This window comes from Parvibacter caecicola, from assembly GCF_003725335.1.
Classification (GTDB): Bacteria; Actinomycetota; Coriobacteriia; order Coriobacteriales; family Eggerthellaceae; genus Parvibacter; species Parvibacter caecicola.
In genome coordinates, this window is the sequence record NZ_QIBY01000014.1 from 1 (window position 1) to 17,509 (window position 17,509).

Genomic DNA, 17,509 nt, shown 5'->3' on the forward strand with positions numbered 1-17,509 from the left:
CCCCAACCCCAACCCCAACCACTCATCCCTCCTTGCCCCGTTGCGCAATATTGCAGGTTGATGGCTAATCCGGGCCGGAGAGGGGAGTGCCGCTACCATGAGGCGAAAAGCTTGAGAAAGGCGGCGCAGATGGCTTCTGGCAAGAAAAAGATGACAGTGGGGAAGGGCTTGGCCATTGCGGTCGGCTCGCTGCTGGGGCTGGCGGCTGTGGCGGTGGCCGGCTTCAACATCTATATCCACGCCACGTACGCCGATTTCTACCAACAAGCGCGCCAGGAATTCCCCATTCCCGACATCAACGGCGGTTTCGTGCCCCAAGACATGGCGTGGCTTGAAGGCAGCCAGCAGTGGCTGTTTTCCGGGTACATGGGCGACCACGGCCCTTCGCCACTGTACCGCACTTCCGAGAGCGGCACTAATGTGGTCAAGTTCTTCGTCACCAACCCCGACGGTAGCACCTATGTCGGCCACGGCGGGGGAGTGACGGCCGACGGGCAATTCACCTTCCTCACCACCGAGGGCGGTTACCTGGTGCTGAATACCCAAGAGGTGGCCACTGCCGAGGAAGGGGCGCAGGTGCAGGCCATAGCGCAGGTGGACATCGGCATCGATCCCGCTTTCATCAACATCCAAAACGGCGCCCTGTACACCGGTGTGTTTTACTACGAAACTGATTATCCCACGCCGGCCGAGCAGCACCTCACCGCGCCCGATGGCACCCAGAACAAAGCGGTGATGTACGTGTTCGACGCCGACGCGGATGGCGAATTCGGCTACGCCAACGGGCCCAGCCGGGTGTTCTCCATACCCGACCGCGTGCAGGGGGTGTGCTTCAACTCGCAGGGGCAGATGGTGCTTTCGTGTTCGTGGGGGCTGCAGGCGTCGTCGTTGCCCACCTACGATGTGGAAGGCTTGCAACAGCGGGGCACCTATCGCGCCATGGGGGCCGATGTGCCGCTGTACTTCCTGGATTCCAGCAACAAGGTGGCGGATTTCTTGGCGCCGCCCATGAGCGAGGGGCTGGTGCAGAAGGACGGCCGCGTATGGTATGCCAGCGAATCCGCCTGCAACAAGTACATTTTCGGAAAGCTCTACGCCTCCGGTTTCGTGGTTAGTTTGCCGCTGTAGGCTGCCCGCACCGCGCTGTGGGCAGCGGGTCTTCTCTCGGCGTCTTCCGCTGTCTTCGGCGCCTGCGGGATTGCCCCCGCTTCCGCCCGTGGGGCTGCGTCGCAGCGCCCCGCGTGCCGGAACTAGCCGCCTATTTCCGCCCCGGCGCCCCTGAAACGCTTTGCGCTCGCCTCCGTGCCGGAACTAGCCGCTTAATTCCGCCACGGAGGCGCCAGAAGCCGCGGTTGAGCTCGCTCTGCCGCGCCCGTGCCGGAACTAGCCGCCTATTCCCGCCACGGTGCGGCGTAAGGGGCCCGTTCCCGTCCGCCGATTGGAGCACTGCTGCAACCGGTGCGGTGCCTACAATCGAATCATGAGCATGGACATCAACATACCCGATGTTGCCCTCGTTTTCGAAGGCGGCGGCATGCGAGCCAGCTATACGGCCGGCTTCGCGGTCATGCTGCTGGAGAACGGCCTTAACTTCCCCAAGGCATACGGCATTTCCGCCGGGGCCAGCCACGCGGTGAATTACCTCTCCCGCGACGCCGCCCGCACCAAGGCCTCGTTTGTGGACCTAGTGAACGACCCGCAGTTCGGCGGTTGGCGCAGCTTTCTGCGCGGCGAAGGCTACTTCAACGCCCACCACCTCTACGAGGGCATTATCTGCGAGCGCCGCTTCCCTGACGAGCCTATGGGCTTCGATTTCGCTACCTTCGCCGCCAACCCGGCCGATTGCCATATCGAGGCATTCGACTGGGAAGACGGCGAAACGATTGCTTGGACGAAAGCGGATATGCTCACCCCCTTCGATGCCGGCGTGCGGGTGCGCGCTTCGTCCACCATGCCCATTTTCATGCCGCCCACCCCGGTGGAGGGGCGCATCTTTATGGATGGCGGCATGGGTTCTAGCTGGGGCGTTTGCCTGGACGCGGCGCTGGCTGACGGATTTCAGCGCCTGGTAGTGGTGCGCACGCAGGAGCGCGCTTACCGCAAAAAGGAGATGGGTGCTGCCGCTCAGGTTGCATTCCGTGCGCTTTTCCGCAAGCACCCGCTGGTGGCGGAGAACACTATAGAGCGGTGGCGCCATTACAACCAGTTGCTCGACCGCATCGATGCGCTGGAGGCAGAAGGGCGGGCGTTCGTGTTCGCGCCCGAGCGCATGGACATCACCAACCGGGAAACCGATTTCGCCACCTTGCAGGCCACCTACGAGCGCGGTTATAACCAGGCGAACCGCGAACACGAGCGCTTGACCCGCTGGCTGCAGAGCTAGAAAGCCGAGTGAGTCGCCCGAACGCTCCGCGCCGCTTCATACCGCCCTTGCGATTCCCGTTCCGATTGCCGCTCGGCCCGCTCCGCGCGCTCCTGCGCGTTTTTGCCATATCCTCGTTTTTATTACGACGGCTGTCACGAATTGGAGGATGTGGTAATTTTTCCCGCTCGTTTTTGCCATATCCTCGTTTTTTCGCCCGATTTCGCACTTTTGAAGAGGATGTGGCAATTTTCGCGGCTCATTTTTGCCATATCCTTGAATTCGTGACTTTTCATGCAGGAAAAAAGAGGGTGTGGCAAAAATGATCATTCGGCTGGAAACGTTGGACGATGCGCGGCTGGACGTGTTCGCGCGCCTGACCGATGTGCAGTTGCGCAGCCGGCTGGAGCCCGAGCGGGCCATCCTCATCGCGGAGTCGGACAAGGTGGCGGCCCGTGCCTTGGAAGCGGGGCTTCAACCGGTGTCGCTTTTGGTGGGGGAGAAGTGGCTGCAACCGCTGTCAGGGCTGTTGGACCAGGTAGAAGCGGCGGCGCCTGGCACGCCGGTGTTCGTGCTGCCGCCGGAAGAGCTGCAGCGGCTCACTGGATTCGAGCTCACCCGGGGCCTTTTGGCCACGTTCCGCCGCCCCGCCCCGCTCACGGTGGCCCAGGCGGTGGAGGGCGCGCGGCTGGTGGCGGTGCTGGAGAACATCACCAATCACACCAACGTGGGGGCCATCTTCCGCAGCGCGGCGGCGCTGGGGGCCGATGCGGTGCTAGTGTCGCCTGCCTGCTACGACCCGTTCTACCGCCGCGCGGTGCGCGTTTCCATGGGCACGGTGTTCCAGATTCCCTGGGCGCGCATTCCCGCAGACGGTGAGGGGGAGGATGTGCAAAGGCCGGAAGGGAAAAGGACCGAGCGCGAGACGATGGGCGAGGACGGGGCCGATGGGGGCCGAAGCCGCGGCGGCGATTGCGGAACGCTGTTTGGAACCGGAGGGGCCGGTGAGTCCGGGGAGGACGAATCCAGCGGACGCGGCGGTATGGGCGCCAAGGGGTTTCAATCGGCGGAATACGAGAGCGCTCGGAAGGGGAGCGGTGGAAAGGCGGCCTCTGGTGGCGACCGCGTGATCCTTGCGGCCGATGGTGCGCCTTCGGTGCACCGGGGCGCGACGGTGCGGGCGGGGGCAGCCGCCGGCGTGCAGCAGCTGCAGCGGCTGGGGTTCACGGTGGTGGCCATGGCGCTTGAAGAGGATTCCCTGCAGCTTTCCGCGCCGCTGTTGCAGCGGGCGCCCCGTGTGGCGCTGGTGTTCGGCACCGAAGGGGTGGGGCTGGAGCCGGCCACCATCGCCGCCTGCGACGCCACGGTGTGCATCCCCATGTTCCACGGGGTTGATTCTCTGAACGTGGCCGCGTCGTCTGCCGTGGGTTTCTATGCCCTCAAGGGCCGTCCCGGCGAGGCGCTGCCCTGTTTCTAAGGGGGGTTGGGCGGCCAGTAGCCCAAACAGACATGGAATGCCCGCCCCGCAATGCACCTGTTTTGCGGTTCTGCCCCAATACGTCCATACCCGAGGGTGGCCATTGCTCGACCGTGCGCTCCAACGCGCCCGGCCCAATGCATCTGGTTCGCGGGCAGCTGCGGCACGGCCATCCTGCTCCTGTCTGGCCGCTCCGTCCCGGATGCACCCAGGTTTGTGGGCCGGCACCGGCCTGGCGAGTGGGCGTTCTTCTGGGGGCGGGCACGTCCCGCCAAAAACTTGCACTCTGCTTCAAAAAAGTTACGTTCCCCGGCCCCGCGTGCGGTGCTCTGCCCGTACAATGGGCCTGTTGCGCTTTAAAGGAAGGCGCTTATGTTTCCGTGAAAGGGAAAGAGGGTGTTCATGGCTCAAGGAGAATCGTTTTTGGAACGTTGCTTCAAGCTGAAGGAGCACGGCACAAATGTTAAAACCGAGGTTATGGCTGGTGTCATCACCTTCTTGGCCATGGTTTACATTCTGGCTGTGAACCCGAGCATTTTGTCGGCTTCGGGCATGGAGCCGGGAGCGGTGTTCACGGCTACGGCTGTTTCGGCTTGTTTCGCCACGTTGTTCATGGCGTTTTACGCCAACTACCCCATTGCCCTTGCATCGGGCATGGGCCTGAACGCCTACTTCGCCTACTCGGTGTGCATTCCGCTGGCGAAAGAGGGCATCAACGACCCCTGGACGGTGGCGCTCACCGCAGTGCTGGTGGAAGGTCTCATTTTCATCCTGCTCACGCTGTGCAAGTTCCGCGAAGCGCTGGTGAACGACGTTCCCACTAATCTTAAAAACGGCATTGCTGTGGGCATTGGCCTGTTCATTGCGCTGGTTGGCCTGGAAAACGGTGGCGTGGTGGTGGCCGATGCGGCCACTCTGGTGAACTTGGGGTCGTTCGCTTCGCCGAGCATGGCCCTCGCGGTGATCGGCCTCATTGCCTGCGCCATCATGTACAACTACCGGGTGCCCGGTTACATTTTGTGGAGCATTCTGGGCACGTGGGTGCTGGGCATGATTGCCCAGCTCATCGGCTGGTACCAAGTAGACGTGGCGGCGGGCGTGTATTCGCTGTTCCCCGATTTCTCCAGCGGCATTAACCTGCAGGCCCCGTACCTGTTTGCCTTCAACTGGGAATTTGTGGCGAACCACCTGGTGGACTTCGCCGTAATAGTGTTCTCGTTCCTGTTTGTTGACCTGTTCGACACCGCCGGCACCTTGATCGGCGTTGCCAGCAAGGGCAACCTGCTGGATAAGGAGGGGCGCCTGCCCCGCGCCAAAGAAGCCCTGATGGCCGATGCTGTGGGCACCGTGTTCGGCGCTGCTGTGGGCACCTCCACTTGCACCAGCTACGTGGAAAGCTCGGCCGGTGTTGCAGCGGGCGGCCGCACGGGCCTCACTTCGCTCACTACGGGCATCCTATTCGCAGTGGCGCTGGTACTTTCGCCGGTGTTTTTGGCCATTCCCAGCTTCGCCACCGTGCCGGCGCTGGTTTGGGTGGGCCTGCTGATGATGTCGTCGGTCACCAAGATGGACTTCTCGGAAGACCCGGCTGGCGCCATCGGTGGCTTTCTCGCCATCATCATGATGCCCTTCACCTACTCTATCGCCAACGGCATCATGTTCGGCATCTTGGCCTTCGTCATCGTGCGGGTGTGCCAGGGTCGCGCCAAAGATGTGCACTGGGTTATGTGGATTGCGGCGGCGCTGTTTGCGCTGCGCATTATCACGCTGGTGGTATAGCGCTGCCTTTTAAGGCTCTTCAGCAATGGCCCCGTAGCGATGCGGGGCCATTTTCGTGCTTGGAGGTTGTTCGTTGTGCAGCGAGCGGTTGCCTATTGTCGGCGGTGGTTAACAGGCCTTGACAGGCGTGGTATCGTGTTCATTTGTCACGTGTGTTTTTGGCAGTAGTTAGGATTTCATCCATGGATTTGGCTAAGCAGGCGCAGCTCGTTGGTTCCATTCACGATACCCTCAACGACTTTCTGGGACAGCGGCTCAAGGTGCGGGCGAACATGGGACGCTCGAAGATCGTGGAGAGCGAGGGTGTTCTGACTCAGGTGCATCCGCAGCTGTTCATCATGGAGATTGACCGCAAGCGCGGTCGTACAGCGCGCCAATCGTATCAGTATGCTGACGTGCTGACCGGTATGGTGGAGCTTTCTCAGAACGATGAGCCCCTGTTCGCTCCGTTCGTGGAAGAGACACCGCTCGAAGACGAGATGCCGGAGCAGATTCTGCTGTAAGCGGGTTTTCCCCGTTTTGCGGTTGACAAACCGCACCGCTACCTTCAGAATGTTCACTTGCCCATTTGCGGGCACAAACCTTTGGGGCATTAGCTCAGCTGGGAGAGCGCAAGGTTCGCAATCTTGAGGCCAGGGGTTCGATCCCCCTATGCTCCACCATAAATGTTACGGTCGGCTTTTCAGCCGACCGTTTTTGTTTCCATGCTGCGGAACGGCCGGGCACCCCATCTTGCCCTTCATCTCCTTCCTTCGCGTACCTTAAGTACGCTCAGTCGGAATTCAGGGCGATCTGGGGCACCGGGCCGCCCCTCGCTTGGACCTGGCAGTTTCGCGCTGTTGGCAGGTGACGGGGTGACAGGGCATGACAGGGGACGGGGATAATGTCAGGATTTTGACATCCTGGCTGGGCCGACCCGGCGGGGCGAAGCGAGGTCCGGCCAAGTGGAGTAGAGGGGAAATCCACTCGACCGCAGGTCGAGTTAGTTCCCCTCGTACGGAGCGTCGAGCGCAGCCCTGTCGGGTCGGCCCACCCTCCAGAAGCGCCGCCACCTGCGTGCCAAAAGTGAACGTCCCCCTGGCATAGGCCCACCCTCCAGAAACATTTAGGCAGAGATAGAATCTCTGCCCTACGAAAGGCCCTCCGCCTGCTCTGGAAATATGACGTTATCCCCGTCCCCTGTCATGGGGTGGGGAGGTGGACGGTGAAGGTGGCGCCTTGGCCTTCTTCACTTTGCAGCTCGACGGTGCCGCCGTGGTGGAGGGCGGCGTGCTTCACGATGGCCAGCCCCAGCCCGGTGCCGCCGGTTTCCTTCGAGCGGCTTTTGTCCAGGCGGTAGAAGCGCTCGAACACCTTGTCCTGGGCATCGGCGGGGATGCCGGGGCCGCTGTCGCCCACCTGCACCAGTGCCTCTGTGCGCCCTTCGGCATCGAGGGCCGTGGCCGTTTTCACTGTTACGCGGCCGCCGGGGCGGTTGTAGCGGATGGCGTTTTCTACCAGGTTGTGGATCATCTGCTCCAGCAGGGTTTCGTTGCCCTGCACTTGCGCCGGCTGCAACTGCAGCCCTACGGCCACATCAGCCTCCCGCGCCAGCGATTCCAGCCGCCCCGCCGCCCGCTCGGCCACCGACGCCAGATTCACCGGCGCCGCTTCGTCGGCGGCGAGGGCCTTTTCGTCCAGCCGCGATAGAATCAGCACATCGTTAATGAGTGCCCGCATTGCCTGGGACTCCTGGTAGATGACGCTGCCGAATTTCCGCACCTCGTCGGGGGGCACCATGCCGTTGGCCATCAGCTCGGCGTAGCCGGAAATTACCTGCAGCGGCGTTTTCATTTCATGGGACACGTTGGCGGAGAAGTCGCGACGTAAACTTTCCGCCAGCGCCAGCTCTTGGTTTTGGGCCCGCAGGGTGCGCTGTTGCGAATCGATGCGTTCCAGCAGCGGTGCCATTTCCGCGTAGCCGCCCCCCTGTAGGGGCGACGAGGCGTCGATGCGATCGAGCGGCCGCATGAGGTGACGGGTGAGCAGCCGCGACAGGGCAAGCACCAGCGCCACTGCCGCCAACAGCGTAAACGCCACTGGCACCATCAGCCCGTTGGCGAAAAACGCCACGATGGAGTCGCGGGTTTCGGCCAGTCGTATTACCGAGCCGTCCGAGAGCGGTGCGGCGGCGTAGAGGGTGTCGGTGCCCACGGTGGCGGACATGCGGCTGGTGGCCCCTTCACCGCTGGCCAGCGCCTCGCGCACTTCGGGGCGGTTGCCGTGGTTTTCCATCTGCGGTGCGTCGGCTGCCTCAGCAGCGCTGTCGAACAAAACGGTGCCATCGGCGCCCACCAGCGTGTAGCGTACTGTGCCGTCGAATTGCTCGGCCAGCACTGCCGGCCGCTTCGAGGCAGGTTCACTGTCCAGAAGCACGGCCGCACGGTGGGCCTGGTTCAGCAGCCCGTCGGCTGCTTTATGTTCGAAGGACAGGTAGAAGATGGCGGCCAGCGCCAGCGAGAAAGCCACAATGCCGGTGAGGGTGAAGGCAAGGATGCTGCGGAAGATGCGCCCCGAGAGGCTGGGGGCGGCGGGGGAGCCCCTCATCGGCCGCCCCCTTCAAACCGGTAGCCCACCCCGCGCACGGTGCTGATGAGGGCTTCGGTGCCGGGGGCCGCTTCGGCCAGCTTCTGGCGCAGGGTCTTCACGTGGGCGTCCACCGTGCGGGTTTCGCCGGCGAAATGGATGTCCCATACGTCTTGTAGCAGCTGGTTGCGGGTGAGTACCCGCCCTTCGTTTTTCATAAGGGCTTCAAGTAGGGCGAACTCTTTAACGGTGAGGGGAACGGGCCGCCCGCCCGCCACTGCGCGATGGGCAGCCAGGTACAAGGAGATGCCGCCGGAATGCAGCGGTTGCTCCTCCCTGCGGCTGGGTTCGCCGTGGTTGGCGGGGGCGGCTTCGCCACTGCCCGCTGCCGCGCCGCTGGAAGGCAGCGAGCTTCGGCGCAGCAGGGCGTTCACCCGCGAGAGCAGCTCCATCATGCCAAAGGGCTTTGCCAGATAGTCGTCGGCGCCAGCATCAAGCCCGCATACGGTGTCGTACTCGGCGCCTTTCGCGGTGAGCATCATCACCGGCAGCGCGGCGGTGGCGGGGTTTCCCCGCAGTTGCCGCAGCAGTTCCAGCCCGTCGTCGCCGGGCAGCATGATGTCCAGCAGCACGGCATCGGGGGGTTCGGCGGCGCACAGGGCGGCGAACCCTGTGCCATCGGGGAAGGTGCGCACCGTGTGCCCGGCCTGGTGCAGGGCGTAGGCGGCTAAATCGCGAATGTGCTGATCGTCTTCCACGTAGTAGATGAGGCCCTGTGCTGCCATTTCGCCCTCTTTGCTCGTTCCGCGCTCGGATGCCTCCATCAGGCGGCGTTGCCGGCCAGCTCGTCGCGGCTGCCCAGCGGGTTGCGCGGGGTTTGGTCTTTCTCGGGAAGTATAGCCGAAACAATTTTCGCCATCAGGGGAACGAAGGGAAGCCACAGAGCCGTCATGGTGACGTTGAACAGGGTGTGGGCGTTGGCGATTTGCCGGGCAATCACATCCATCTCGGCGCCAGTGGGCGGGATGGCGGCCACCACGCTGGCGAACGGCCCCACCAGCCACACGAACAGCAGACAGCCGGACAAGTTGAACAGGCAGTGGGAGAGGGCCACCCGTTTGGCATCGCGGCTTTGGCCGATAGCGGCCAGCAGCGCGGTGATGGTGGTGCCCAAGTTGTCACCCAAGAGGATAGGGATGGCGCCGTCCAGCCCGATAATGCTGCCGCCGTCGGCCGCCGGTTGCGCTGCGAAATTCTGCAGCACCGCGATGGTGGCGCTGGAGCTCTGCACCACTAAGGTCATGATGGTGCCCACGGCAATGCCCAGCACGGGGATGCCGGTCACTTGGGCAATCATGTCGGTGAACACCGGGTTCTCGGCCAGGGGTTTCATCACGGCGCCCATGGTGTCGATGCCAAGGAACAGGAGGCCGAAGCCGAACATCGCTTGGCCTCCCAGCTTCAGCCGCCCCTGCTTGGCTAGCTGCATCAGCACAAAGCCGCCGATGACGAAGGCCAGCACGTAGTCGGAGAGCTTGAAGGCGATGATCTGGGCCGTGATGGTGGTGCCGATGTTGGCGCCCATGATGATGGGGATGGCCTGGGGCAGCCGCATCATGCCGGCGCTCACGAAGCCGATGGTCATCACCGTGGTGGCGCTGGAGCTTTGCAGCACCGCGGTGGCCACGGCGCCGGTGATTACCCCCAAAAGGGGGTTGCGGGTGACGGCGGCCAAAATGCCGCGGATGCGCTCGCCGGCCGCCTCTTGCAAGCCGCCGCTCATCAGCCCCATGCCGTATAGGAAAAGGGCCAGGCCGCCAAACAGTCCCAGACCCAGTTGCAGCATCTCCTGCATGCGCTCTCCCTTCGCCCCGTCGGGGCCCTGCCCGGGCGCTTTGCGGCGCCCGGCCTTCCGTCAGATGCTACTTAAGATATGAAAGGTGTGCGAGGGGGCGGTGAGAGGTTTGTAAAGAGAGCGTGAAGTTTTGTGGGGGTGAGGCGGCCAGTTGCGGCAGCGAGGTTAGATGGAGCGGAGGGGGAGCCCAGGGTGGCCAGAGGCTGGACGCTCTGACGTAAGCGAGGTTTTGGCCGGATAAAAAATAGTCCCTGAGCTGGCAATCGATGAGATAATGCCTGCTCAGGGGTCTGGACAAAAAACCATTTGCGTCAGGGAGAAACGCCGCAAAACGCCGCGAAATGCCGTAAAGCTCCGGGAAGCATCGCGAACGCCTATTCCGCCGCCTCGCCCGCGTCCGAGCCCGCGCCAATGAGGTCCAGCGCGTCAATCACCTCCCGCAGCATGGCGGCGCTGGCCTTCAGCTCCTGCTGCTCCTGGTAGTTCAGCGACGGCGGGATGCGCACCTCGATGCCTCTCTTCCCCACGATACAGGGAGTGGAAAGCGCCATATCGGAAATGCCGTACTCTCCCTGCATGTAATTGGACACCGACAGCACCGATTTCTCGTCTCTCACGATGGCGCCGCAGATGCGGGTGACCGCCATGGCGATGCCGTAGTAGGTGGCCTTTTTCTTGGCGATGATCTCGTAGGCGGAGTTGCGCACGATGTCGCTCATGGATTGACGAAAGTCATCGTAGCTGCCTTTGGCACGCATGTGGTAGAAGTCTTCCAGCGGGATGCCGGCCACATGGGCGCTCGACCAGGCGATGAGCTCGCTGTCGCCGTGCTCGCCCAAGATGCGGGCGTGTACGTTGCGCGGATCCACCGACAGCTTCTCGCCAATGATGTGCTTCAAACGGCCGGTGTCCAGCACGGTGCCGCTGCCGATTACCCGCGACTCCGGCAGCCCCGAGAGCTTCACCGTCACATAGGTGAGGATGTCCACCGGGTTCGACACCACCAAAATGATGCCGGCGCACTGGCGTGCGCGAATCTCCCCCAAGATGCCCTTGAACACCTCGACGTTCTTGTTCACCAGGTCGATGCGGGTTTCGCCAGGTTTCTGGCCGATGCCAGCCGTGATGATGATCACGGCGGCGTCGGCTATGTCGTCATAGCTGCCGGCGTAGATCTCCATGGGGCTGGAGAATGCCGTGCCGTGGGAGATGTCCAGCGCTTCGCCTTCGGCTCGGGCGTGGTCCACGTCCAGCAACACCATCTCGGTAAAAAGCCCCGACTCCATGAGGGCAAAGGCCGAGGCGGAGCCCACGAACCCGCATCCGATGATGGCCACTTTCCGGTTGTTGACTTCCTCCATTGCGTGTCCTTTCTCGCGGCCCCGATGGGGCGTTTTCGTCAGGGTCATTGTAGAGGCCTCCCCACACGGCGGCGGCGTCCGTCACCAATCAGTTAGGCGTCTGGCGCATGGTTGTCCTGGCGGCGCCCTGTCCCGGTTGCATGGCGCATGAATATTCGCTGCTGGCAGGAAATGGTGGGGTCACGACAGATAAAACCCCCTATAATTCTAAGGTTGAAAAAGAATAGAACCGGATGGTTTTTCGGGGGCCGAGGAGGGCCCGGTTTACGATGCTGAAGAACAACAAAGTGAATAACTATGTAACGGTGGGACAGGAAGAGGCGGCCAATCAGTGCGCTGTGCGGGTGACCCGCGTGGAGGAGGCCGAAGCGGCGCCCGCAAACGCCTCTTTGACCTTCGCCATGGCTGACGCGCCGGAGGCGACGGGGGAAGAGGTGCTGCACATCGGCATCGACGTGGGTTCCACCACGGTGAAGCTGGCGGTGCTGGACAACAGCTGCGAGATACTGTGGGCGGTGTACCGCCGCCACCACGCCGATGTGCGCGCCACCATCGTGGAGGTGCTGAAAGAGGCGGCGGCCCAATTCCCCACGCGTCTCATGACCATCGCCATTACCGGCTCGGGCGGCCTGCTGCTTTCCCAGTGGCTGTCTATCGAGTTCGTGCAGGAGGTGATCGCCTCCAAAACCGCCGTGGAAACCTTCATCCCCGCCACCGACGTGGCCATCGAGCTGGGGGGCGAGGATGCGAAGATTATCTACTTCGACAACGGCATCGAGCAGCGCATGAACGGCACCTGTGCCGGCGGCACCGGCGCCTTCATCGACCAGATGGCGGCGCTGCTGGACACCGACGCCGGCGGCCTGAACGAGCTGGCCAAAAGCCACACCACCATTTACCCCATCGCCAGCCGCTGCGGCGTGTTCGCCAAAACCGACGTGCAGCCGCTGCTGAACGAGGGGGCCCGCAAGGAGGACATCGCCGCCTCCATCTTCCAATCAGTGGTAACCCAAACCATCTCCGGCCTTGCCTGCGGGCGCCCCATCAGGGGAAACGTGGCGTTTTTGGGCGGTCCGCTGCAGTATCTGCCCCAGTTGCGCGAGCGGTTCTACGAAACCCTGGGGCTTGCCGACGAGGCCATTATCGTGCCCGATAACGCGCACCTGTTCGTGGCCTGCGGTTGCGCCCTGGCCGGAGCTGCGGCCGGCGCCAAGGTGGAGCGGCTGGCGGATGTGCTGAAGCGGCTGGAGAACTTGGGCGACATGCAAGGCTCTGAAGTGGTGCGCTTGGCGCCGCTTTTTGCCGACGAGCAGAGCTATGCCCGGTTCAAGGCCCGCCACGACCAGGAAAAGGTGCGCCGCGCCTCCCTGGAAGACTACCGCGGTGTGGCGTTCTTGGGCATCGACGCCGGTTCCACCACCTTCAAGGCGGCTCTCATTTCCGAGTCGGGTGAGCTTCTGTGGAGCACCTATGCCTCCAACAAGGGCGATGTGCTGAAGTGCGCCAAGGCGGCCCTGGCCCAGCTTTACCGTGCGCTTCCCACCGACGAGGCGGCCCGTCCGCTGGTGACAATCGGCCACGCCACTGTGACCGGTTACGGCGAGGGGCTGCTGCTGGAAGCGCTGCGGGTGGATTCCGGCGAAATCGAGACGGTGGCCCACCTGCGCGGCGCCCAGGAAATGCTGCCGGGGGTGGAGTTCATCCTCGACATCGGCGGCCAGGACATGAAGTGCCTGCGGGTGAAAGACGGCGTGATCGACTCCATCATGCTCAACGAGGCCTGTTCGTCCGGCTGCGGCAGCTTCATCGAGTCGTTCGCGAGCGGGTTGAATCTCGACGTGGCGGAATTCGCGAAAACCGCCATTGCCGCCGAGAACCCGGTGGATCTGGGCAGCCGTTGCACCGTGTTCATGAACTCCCGCGTGAAGCAGGCGCAGAAGGAAGGGGCGACGGTGGGCGACATCGCCGCCGGCCTGGCCATTTCCGTTATCAAGAACGCCCTGTTCAAGGTGATTAAAATCCGCGACCCGCGTGACGTGGGCACCAAAGTTATCGTGCAGGGCGGCACGTTTTTGAACGACGCGGTGCTGCGCGCCTTCGAGCAGTTGTCGGAAGTGGACGCGGTGCGCCCCGACATCGCCGGCAACATGGGCGCCTTCGGCGCGGCGCTTCTGGCCCGCGACCGCTACGAGGATAAGCGCCGCCACACCGAGGGAGTGCCCCTGTCGCCGGACGTGGGCCCGAAGGTTTTCACGAGCGGGTTGTTGTCCCTCGCCGAGATCGAGGCCCTGGCCCCCACCCATAAGACCGTGCGCTGCAAGGGCTGCTCCAACGCCTGCCTGCTCACGGTGAACGACTTCGGCCGCGATCCGGCCACGGGCGTCCGCCGCCGCTTCATCACCGGCAACCGCTGCGAGAAGGGCGAGAGCCTGGGCACCGGCACCGAGAAGTCCGACGTGCCGAATCTCTTCGAGTGGAAGTCCCGGCGACTCTTCGACGCCTACGAGCCCATCCCCACAGAAGACGCCTGCGGCACCGTGGGCATCCCGCGGGCCCTCAACCTGTACGAGAACTACCCCTTCTGGTTCACGTTCTTCACGAAGCTCGGCTACCGGGTGGTGCTGTCCGACCCCTCCACGAAGAAGACCTACGAGGCTGGCATCGAGTCTATGCCGTCGGAGTCGGTGTGCTATCCGGCAAAGCTCTCCCACGGCCACATCATGAACTTGCTGGCCAAGGAAGGCGACGACGCCGTGGACTTCATCTGGATGCCCTGCAGCAAGTGGGAGCGCCAGGAGGACGAGACGGCGGGCAACCATTTCAACTGTCCCATCGTGGCCAGCTACCCCGAGGCGCTGCGCCTGAACATCGACGAGCTGCGGGAGGCGCCCGTGGCCTTCGTCGCCCCCTGGCTGCCCTACCACGACAAGGACAAGCTGAAAGAACGCCTGTACGCCGAGCTGACCGGCACCTTCCGCGATGAGGTGGGGGCCCACGAGTTCCCCATCACCCAGAAGCAGATCGACGACGCCGTGGACGCTGCCTGGGCCGAGGATGAGGCCTTCAAGCGCGACATCCGTCGCAAGGGCGTGGAAACCCTGGCCTGGATGGAGGAGACCGGCACCCGCGGTATTGTGCTGGCGGGTCGCCCCTACCACCAGGACCCGGAGATCAACCACGCCATTCCCGAGCTGCTCACCAGCTTCGGCCTGGCGGTGCTCACGGAAGATTCCGTGGCCCATCTGGGGCAACTGGAACGCCCCATCCGCGTGGTGGACCAGTGGATGTACCACACGCGCCTCTACGCGGCGGCCAAGGTGGTCACCCAGCGCAAGGATCTGGACCTCATCCAGCTGAACTCCTTCGGCTGCGGTTTGGACGCCCTGACCACCGACCAGGTGCAGGAGGTGCTGGAGGCGGCCGGCAAGGTGTACACCGTGCTGAAGATCGACGAGGTGTCAAACCTGGGCGCCGCCCGCATCCGCGTGCGCAGCCTGCTCGCAGCTTTGAAGGACCAGGCGGACCGTGAGGCGGAGGCCCTTTCCGACGCCCGCGCCGAGGGGCGCGCCTGCCCTGCCGCCTCCATCAAGCTGGAGGACGTGGACAAGCTGGTACCGGAATCTTTCACCGAGAAAGCCGACGGCGTGACCGCCGCCGCCGAGGTGGAGCAGCGCGAGGGCGCCTCCACCGAGTTTGAGCGCGTGCAGTTCACCGAGGAAATGCGCGACGCGGGCTACACCATCTTAGCGCCCCAAATGGCTCCCTACCATTTCGAGCTTTTGGTGCCCATCTTCAGGCGCGCCGGCTACAACGCGGTGCTGCTGCCCTCGGTGGACCACGGCGCGGTGGACGCGGGCCTGAAGTATGTGAACAACGACATCTGCTACCCGTCCATCCTGGTCACCGGCCAGATCATGGAAGCGGTGCTGTCGGGAAAGTACGACACCGACAAGCTGGCCGTACTCATCACCCAGACCGGCGGCGGCTGCCGCGCCACCAACTACATCTCGCTCATCCGCAAGGCGCTGAAATCGGTGGGGCTCGGACATATCCCCGTCATTGCCATTTCGTTCAAGGACTTAGGCGAGGAGAATCCCGGCTTCAAGATCACGCCGAAGATGCTCTACCAGGCCATCTACGCGCTGCAGTACGGCGACTTGCTCATGATGTGCCTGTACCGCACGCGTCCCTACGAGGTGGAGCCCGGCAGCGCCAACCGCCTGTTCGACTACTGGATGGACGCCTGCAAGCACCAGCTCGAGCGCGGCGTGCGCCAGTCGGAGTTCCGCCGCACGGTGCGCCGTATCGTGGAGGACTTCGACACCCTGCCGCTGGCCGGCGAGGGCACCAAGCCCCGCGTGGGCGTGGTGGGCGAGATCCTCGTGAAGTTCCATCCCACGGCCAACAACCAGATCGTGGACGTCATCGAGCGCGAGGGCTGCGAGGCCGTGGTGCCCGGGCTCATCGAGTTCTTCCTGTTCGGCATCGCCGGCGGCATCTTCCAGCAGCCCATCGGCAAGTCGAAGAAGAGCGCGCTGGGCAGCCGCCTCGGCCTGGCCGCGGTGAAGAAGCTGCGCAAGCCGGTGAGCGATGCCCTGGAGAAGAGTGCCCGCTTCCACCCGCCGGCGGACATCTACGAGCTGGCCGAGTACGCCGAGGAGATTTTGTCTCTGTGCAACTCCATGGGCGAGGGGTGGCTGCTCACCGCCGAGATGGTGGAGCTCATCCGCAGCGGCTGCCCGAACGTGGTGTGCACCCAGCCCTTCGCGTGCCTGCCGAACCACGTGGTGGGCAAGGCCACCATCAAGGAGCTGCGCCGCCGCTACCCCGAGAGCAACATCGTGGCAGTGGACTACGACCCCGGCGCTTCCGAGGTGAACCAACTGAATCGCATCAAGCTGATGATTGCGGTGGCCAAGGCCAACCTCGCCGAGAAGGAGGCCCAGGCCAAGGCGGCCCGCGATGCTTTTGTGGGCGACGTGGACAAGCGGGCCCGCGCCCAGGAAGTGGGCCAGTTCGAGGCGGAAATTCAGAACTAGCGCAGCGCGTGGGGGCGGCCTTCGCTGGCCGCCCCCGCTTTTGCCGCCGCCAATCCGCCCGCATTTCGCCCCGGCCGCCAATCCGTCCGCACCCGTAGCTGGCGCCTCGTTTCGCCTCGCGCTTTGCCCCCGCGTTTTACCCTTTGCCGCTGCCCTTGCTGTGGGCGGGGTGCCTGGCGGGGCGAGGGGTATAATCTCCCTATGAGCGAAAACGGAAAACTGGTAATCGTGCCCACCCCCATCGGGAACTTGGGGGATATGACGCTGCGCTCGCTTGAGGCGCTGCGGGCCGCCGATGCGGTGTGCGCGGAGGACACCCGGGTAACGGGGAAGCTGCTGGCGCATTTCGAGATTCGCAAGCCGTTGGAGCGGCTGGACGAGGCCATGATCAGCGCGAAGGCAGCAGCGGTGATGGAGCGCGTGGCGGCGGGGGAGGTTGTTGCCTACTGCTCCGATGCCGGCATGCCCGGCGTGTCTGACCCCGGGTTGCGCCTGGTGGCGGCGGCGCGGGAAGCGGGCGTGGCGGTGGAGGTGCTGCCTGGTGCCTCGGCGGCGTCCTGCGCCTACGTGGCCTCGGGTACGGTGTGCCCGCGCTTCTACTTTGGCGGCTTCTTCCCGCGCAAGGGCGTAGAGCAGCGGGCCGTTTTGGAGCAGCTGCGCGGCCTGGATGCGGCACTGGTGTTCTATGAGAGCCCGAATCGCCTGGTGACGGCGCTGGAAGCCGTTGCCGAGGCGCTGCCCTTGCGACAGGTGGCGGTGTGCCGCGAGCTCACGAAACTGCACGAGGAAGTGGCCCGCGGCGCAGCGGCCGAGCTGGCCGAGCGTTTCGCTGCTCGCGCTGCGCAGCCGGGCGGCATCCGCGGCGAAATTGCCCTCGTCATCGACGCGCCGAACGTGGCCGAAGGCGAAGCGGCGGCCGAAAGCGCCGCCGCGAGCGCCCAGGTGCGCGCGGCCGACCTGGCTACCGAGGGCTTGCGCACCAAGGAAATCGCCCGCCGCTTGGCCGCCGAGTTCGGCATTTCCCGCAATGATGCTTACGAGATTGCGATGAGAGTCCAAGGAGAAAAGTAA

The 17,509-nt window shown here is 63.9% G+C and carries 11 protein-coding genes and 1 tRNA gene; 8 read left to right on the forward strand and 4 right to left on the reverse strand.

Annotated elements, in window-relative coordinates; genetic code table 11:
* Nucleotides 1-129: 129 nt before the first annotated feature.
* The 6 genes from DMP11_RS07735 (at nt 130) to DMP11_RS07760 (ending at nt 6,280) form a co-directional block, all read left to right on the forward strand.
* On the forward strand, nt 130-1,128 hold the full coding sequence (locus DMP11_RS07735) for a hypothetical protein (RefSeq protein ID WP_123185923.1): 999 nt from the start codon (nt 130-132) through the stop codon (nt 1,126-1,128).
* 358 nt (nt 1,129-1,486) lie between these two features.
* Complete coding sequence (locus DMP11_RS07740; protein ID WP_211329091.1) at nt 1,487-2,383, forward strand: patatin-like phospholipase family protein; 897 nt, start codon at nt 1,487-1,489, stop codon at nt 2,381-2,383.
* A gap of 301 nt (nt 2,384-2,684) precedes the next feature.
* Nucleotides 2,685-3,839 carry a TrmH family RNA methyltransferase gene (locus tag DMP11_RS10535; protein ID WP_235869426.1) on the forward strand — a complete coding sequence of 385 codons (1,155 nt, stop codon included), beginning with the start codon at nt 2,685-2,687 and terminating at the stop codon, nt 3,837-3,839.
* A 402-nt stretch (nt 3,840-4,241) separates the two neighbouring features.
* Nucleotides 4,242-5,618 (forward strand): NCS2 family permease, encoded by a 1,377-nt coding sequence (locus DMP11_RS07750; RefSeq protein ID WP_169301869.1) that lies wholly within the window; start codon nt 4,242-4,244, stop codon nt 5,616-5,618.
* Between the two features lie 182 nt (nt 5,619-5,800).
* On the forward strand, nt 5,801-6,121 hold the full coding sequence (locus tag DMP11_RS07755; protein ID WP_123185924.1) for a Veg family protein: 321 nt from the start codon (nt 5,801-5,803) through the stop codon (nt 6,119-6,121).
* An 83-nt stretch (nt 6,122-6,204) separates the two neighbouring features.
* A tRNA-Ala gene (locus DMP11_RS07760) sits at nt 6,205-6,280 on the forward strand.
* 520 nt (nt 6,281-6,800) lie between these two features.
* On the opposite strand, the gene DMP11_RS07765 is transcribed toward DMP11_RS07760, so the two are convergent.
* The 4 genes from DMP11_RS07765 to DMP11_RS07780 form a co-directional block, all read right to left on the reverse strand.
* Nucleotides 6,801-8,204: a sensor histidine kinase gene (locus DMP11_RS07765; protein WP_123185925.1), complete on the reverse strand. Its 1,404-nt coding sequence runs from the start codon at nt 8,202-8,204 to the stop codon at nt 6,801-6,803.
* On the reverse strand, nt 8,201-8,968 hold the full coding sequence (locus DMP11_RS07770) for a winged helix-turn-helix domain-containing protein (RefSeq protein ID WP_123185926.1): 768 nt from the start codon (nt 8,966-8,968) through the stop codon (nt 8,201-8,203). Before DMP11_RS07770 ends, DMP11_RS07765 begins: the two co-directional genes overlap by 4 nt.
* Before the next feature lie 38 nt (nt 8,969-9,006).
* Nucleotides 9,007-10,038: a Na/Pi cotransporter family protein gene (locus DMP11_RS07775; protein WP_123185927.1), complete on the reverse strand. Its 1,032-nt coding sequence runs from the start codon at nt 10,036-10,038 to the stop codon at nt 9,007-9,009.
* A gap of 374 nt (nt 10,039-10,412) precedes the next feature.
* Nucleotides 10,413-11,399: an L-lactate dehydrogenase gene (locus DMP11_RS07780; protein ID WP_123185928.1), complete on the reverse strand. Its 987-nt coding sequence runs from the start codon at nt 11,397-11,399 to the stop codon at nt 10,413-10,415.
* 269 nt (nt 11,400-11,668) lie between these two features.
* Here DMP11_RS07780 and DMP11_RS07785 point away from each other — a divergent pair, with 269 nt between their 5' ends.
* Nucleotides 11,669-16,438, forward strand: a complete 4,770-nt coding sequence (locus tag DMP11_RS07785) for an acyl-CoA dehydratase activase-related protein (protein WP_183621457.1) — start codon at nt 11,669-11,671, stop codon at nt 16,436-16,438.
* Nucleotides 16,439-16,639: 201 nt separating this feature from the next.
* A complete protein-coding gene (gene rsmI, locus DMP11_RS07790) occupies nt 16,640-17,509 on the forward strand; it encodes a 16S rRNA (cytidine(1402)-2'-O)-methyltransferase (protein ID WP_123185929.1) in 870 nt (289 codons plus the stop codon).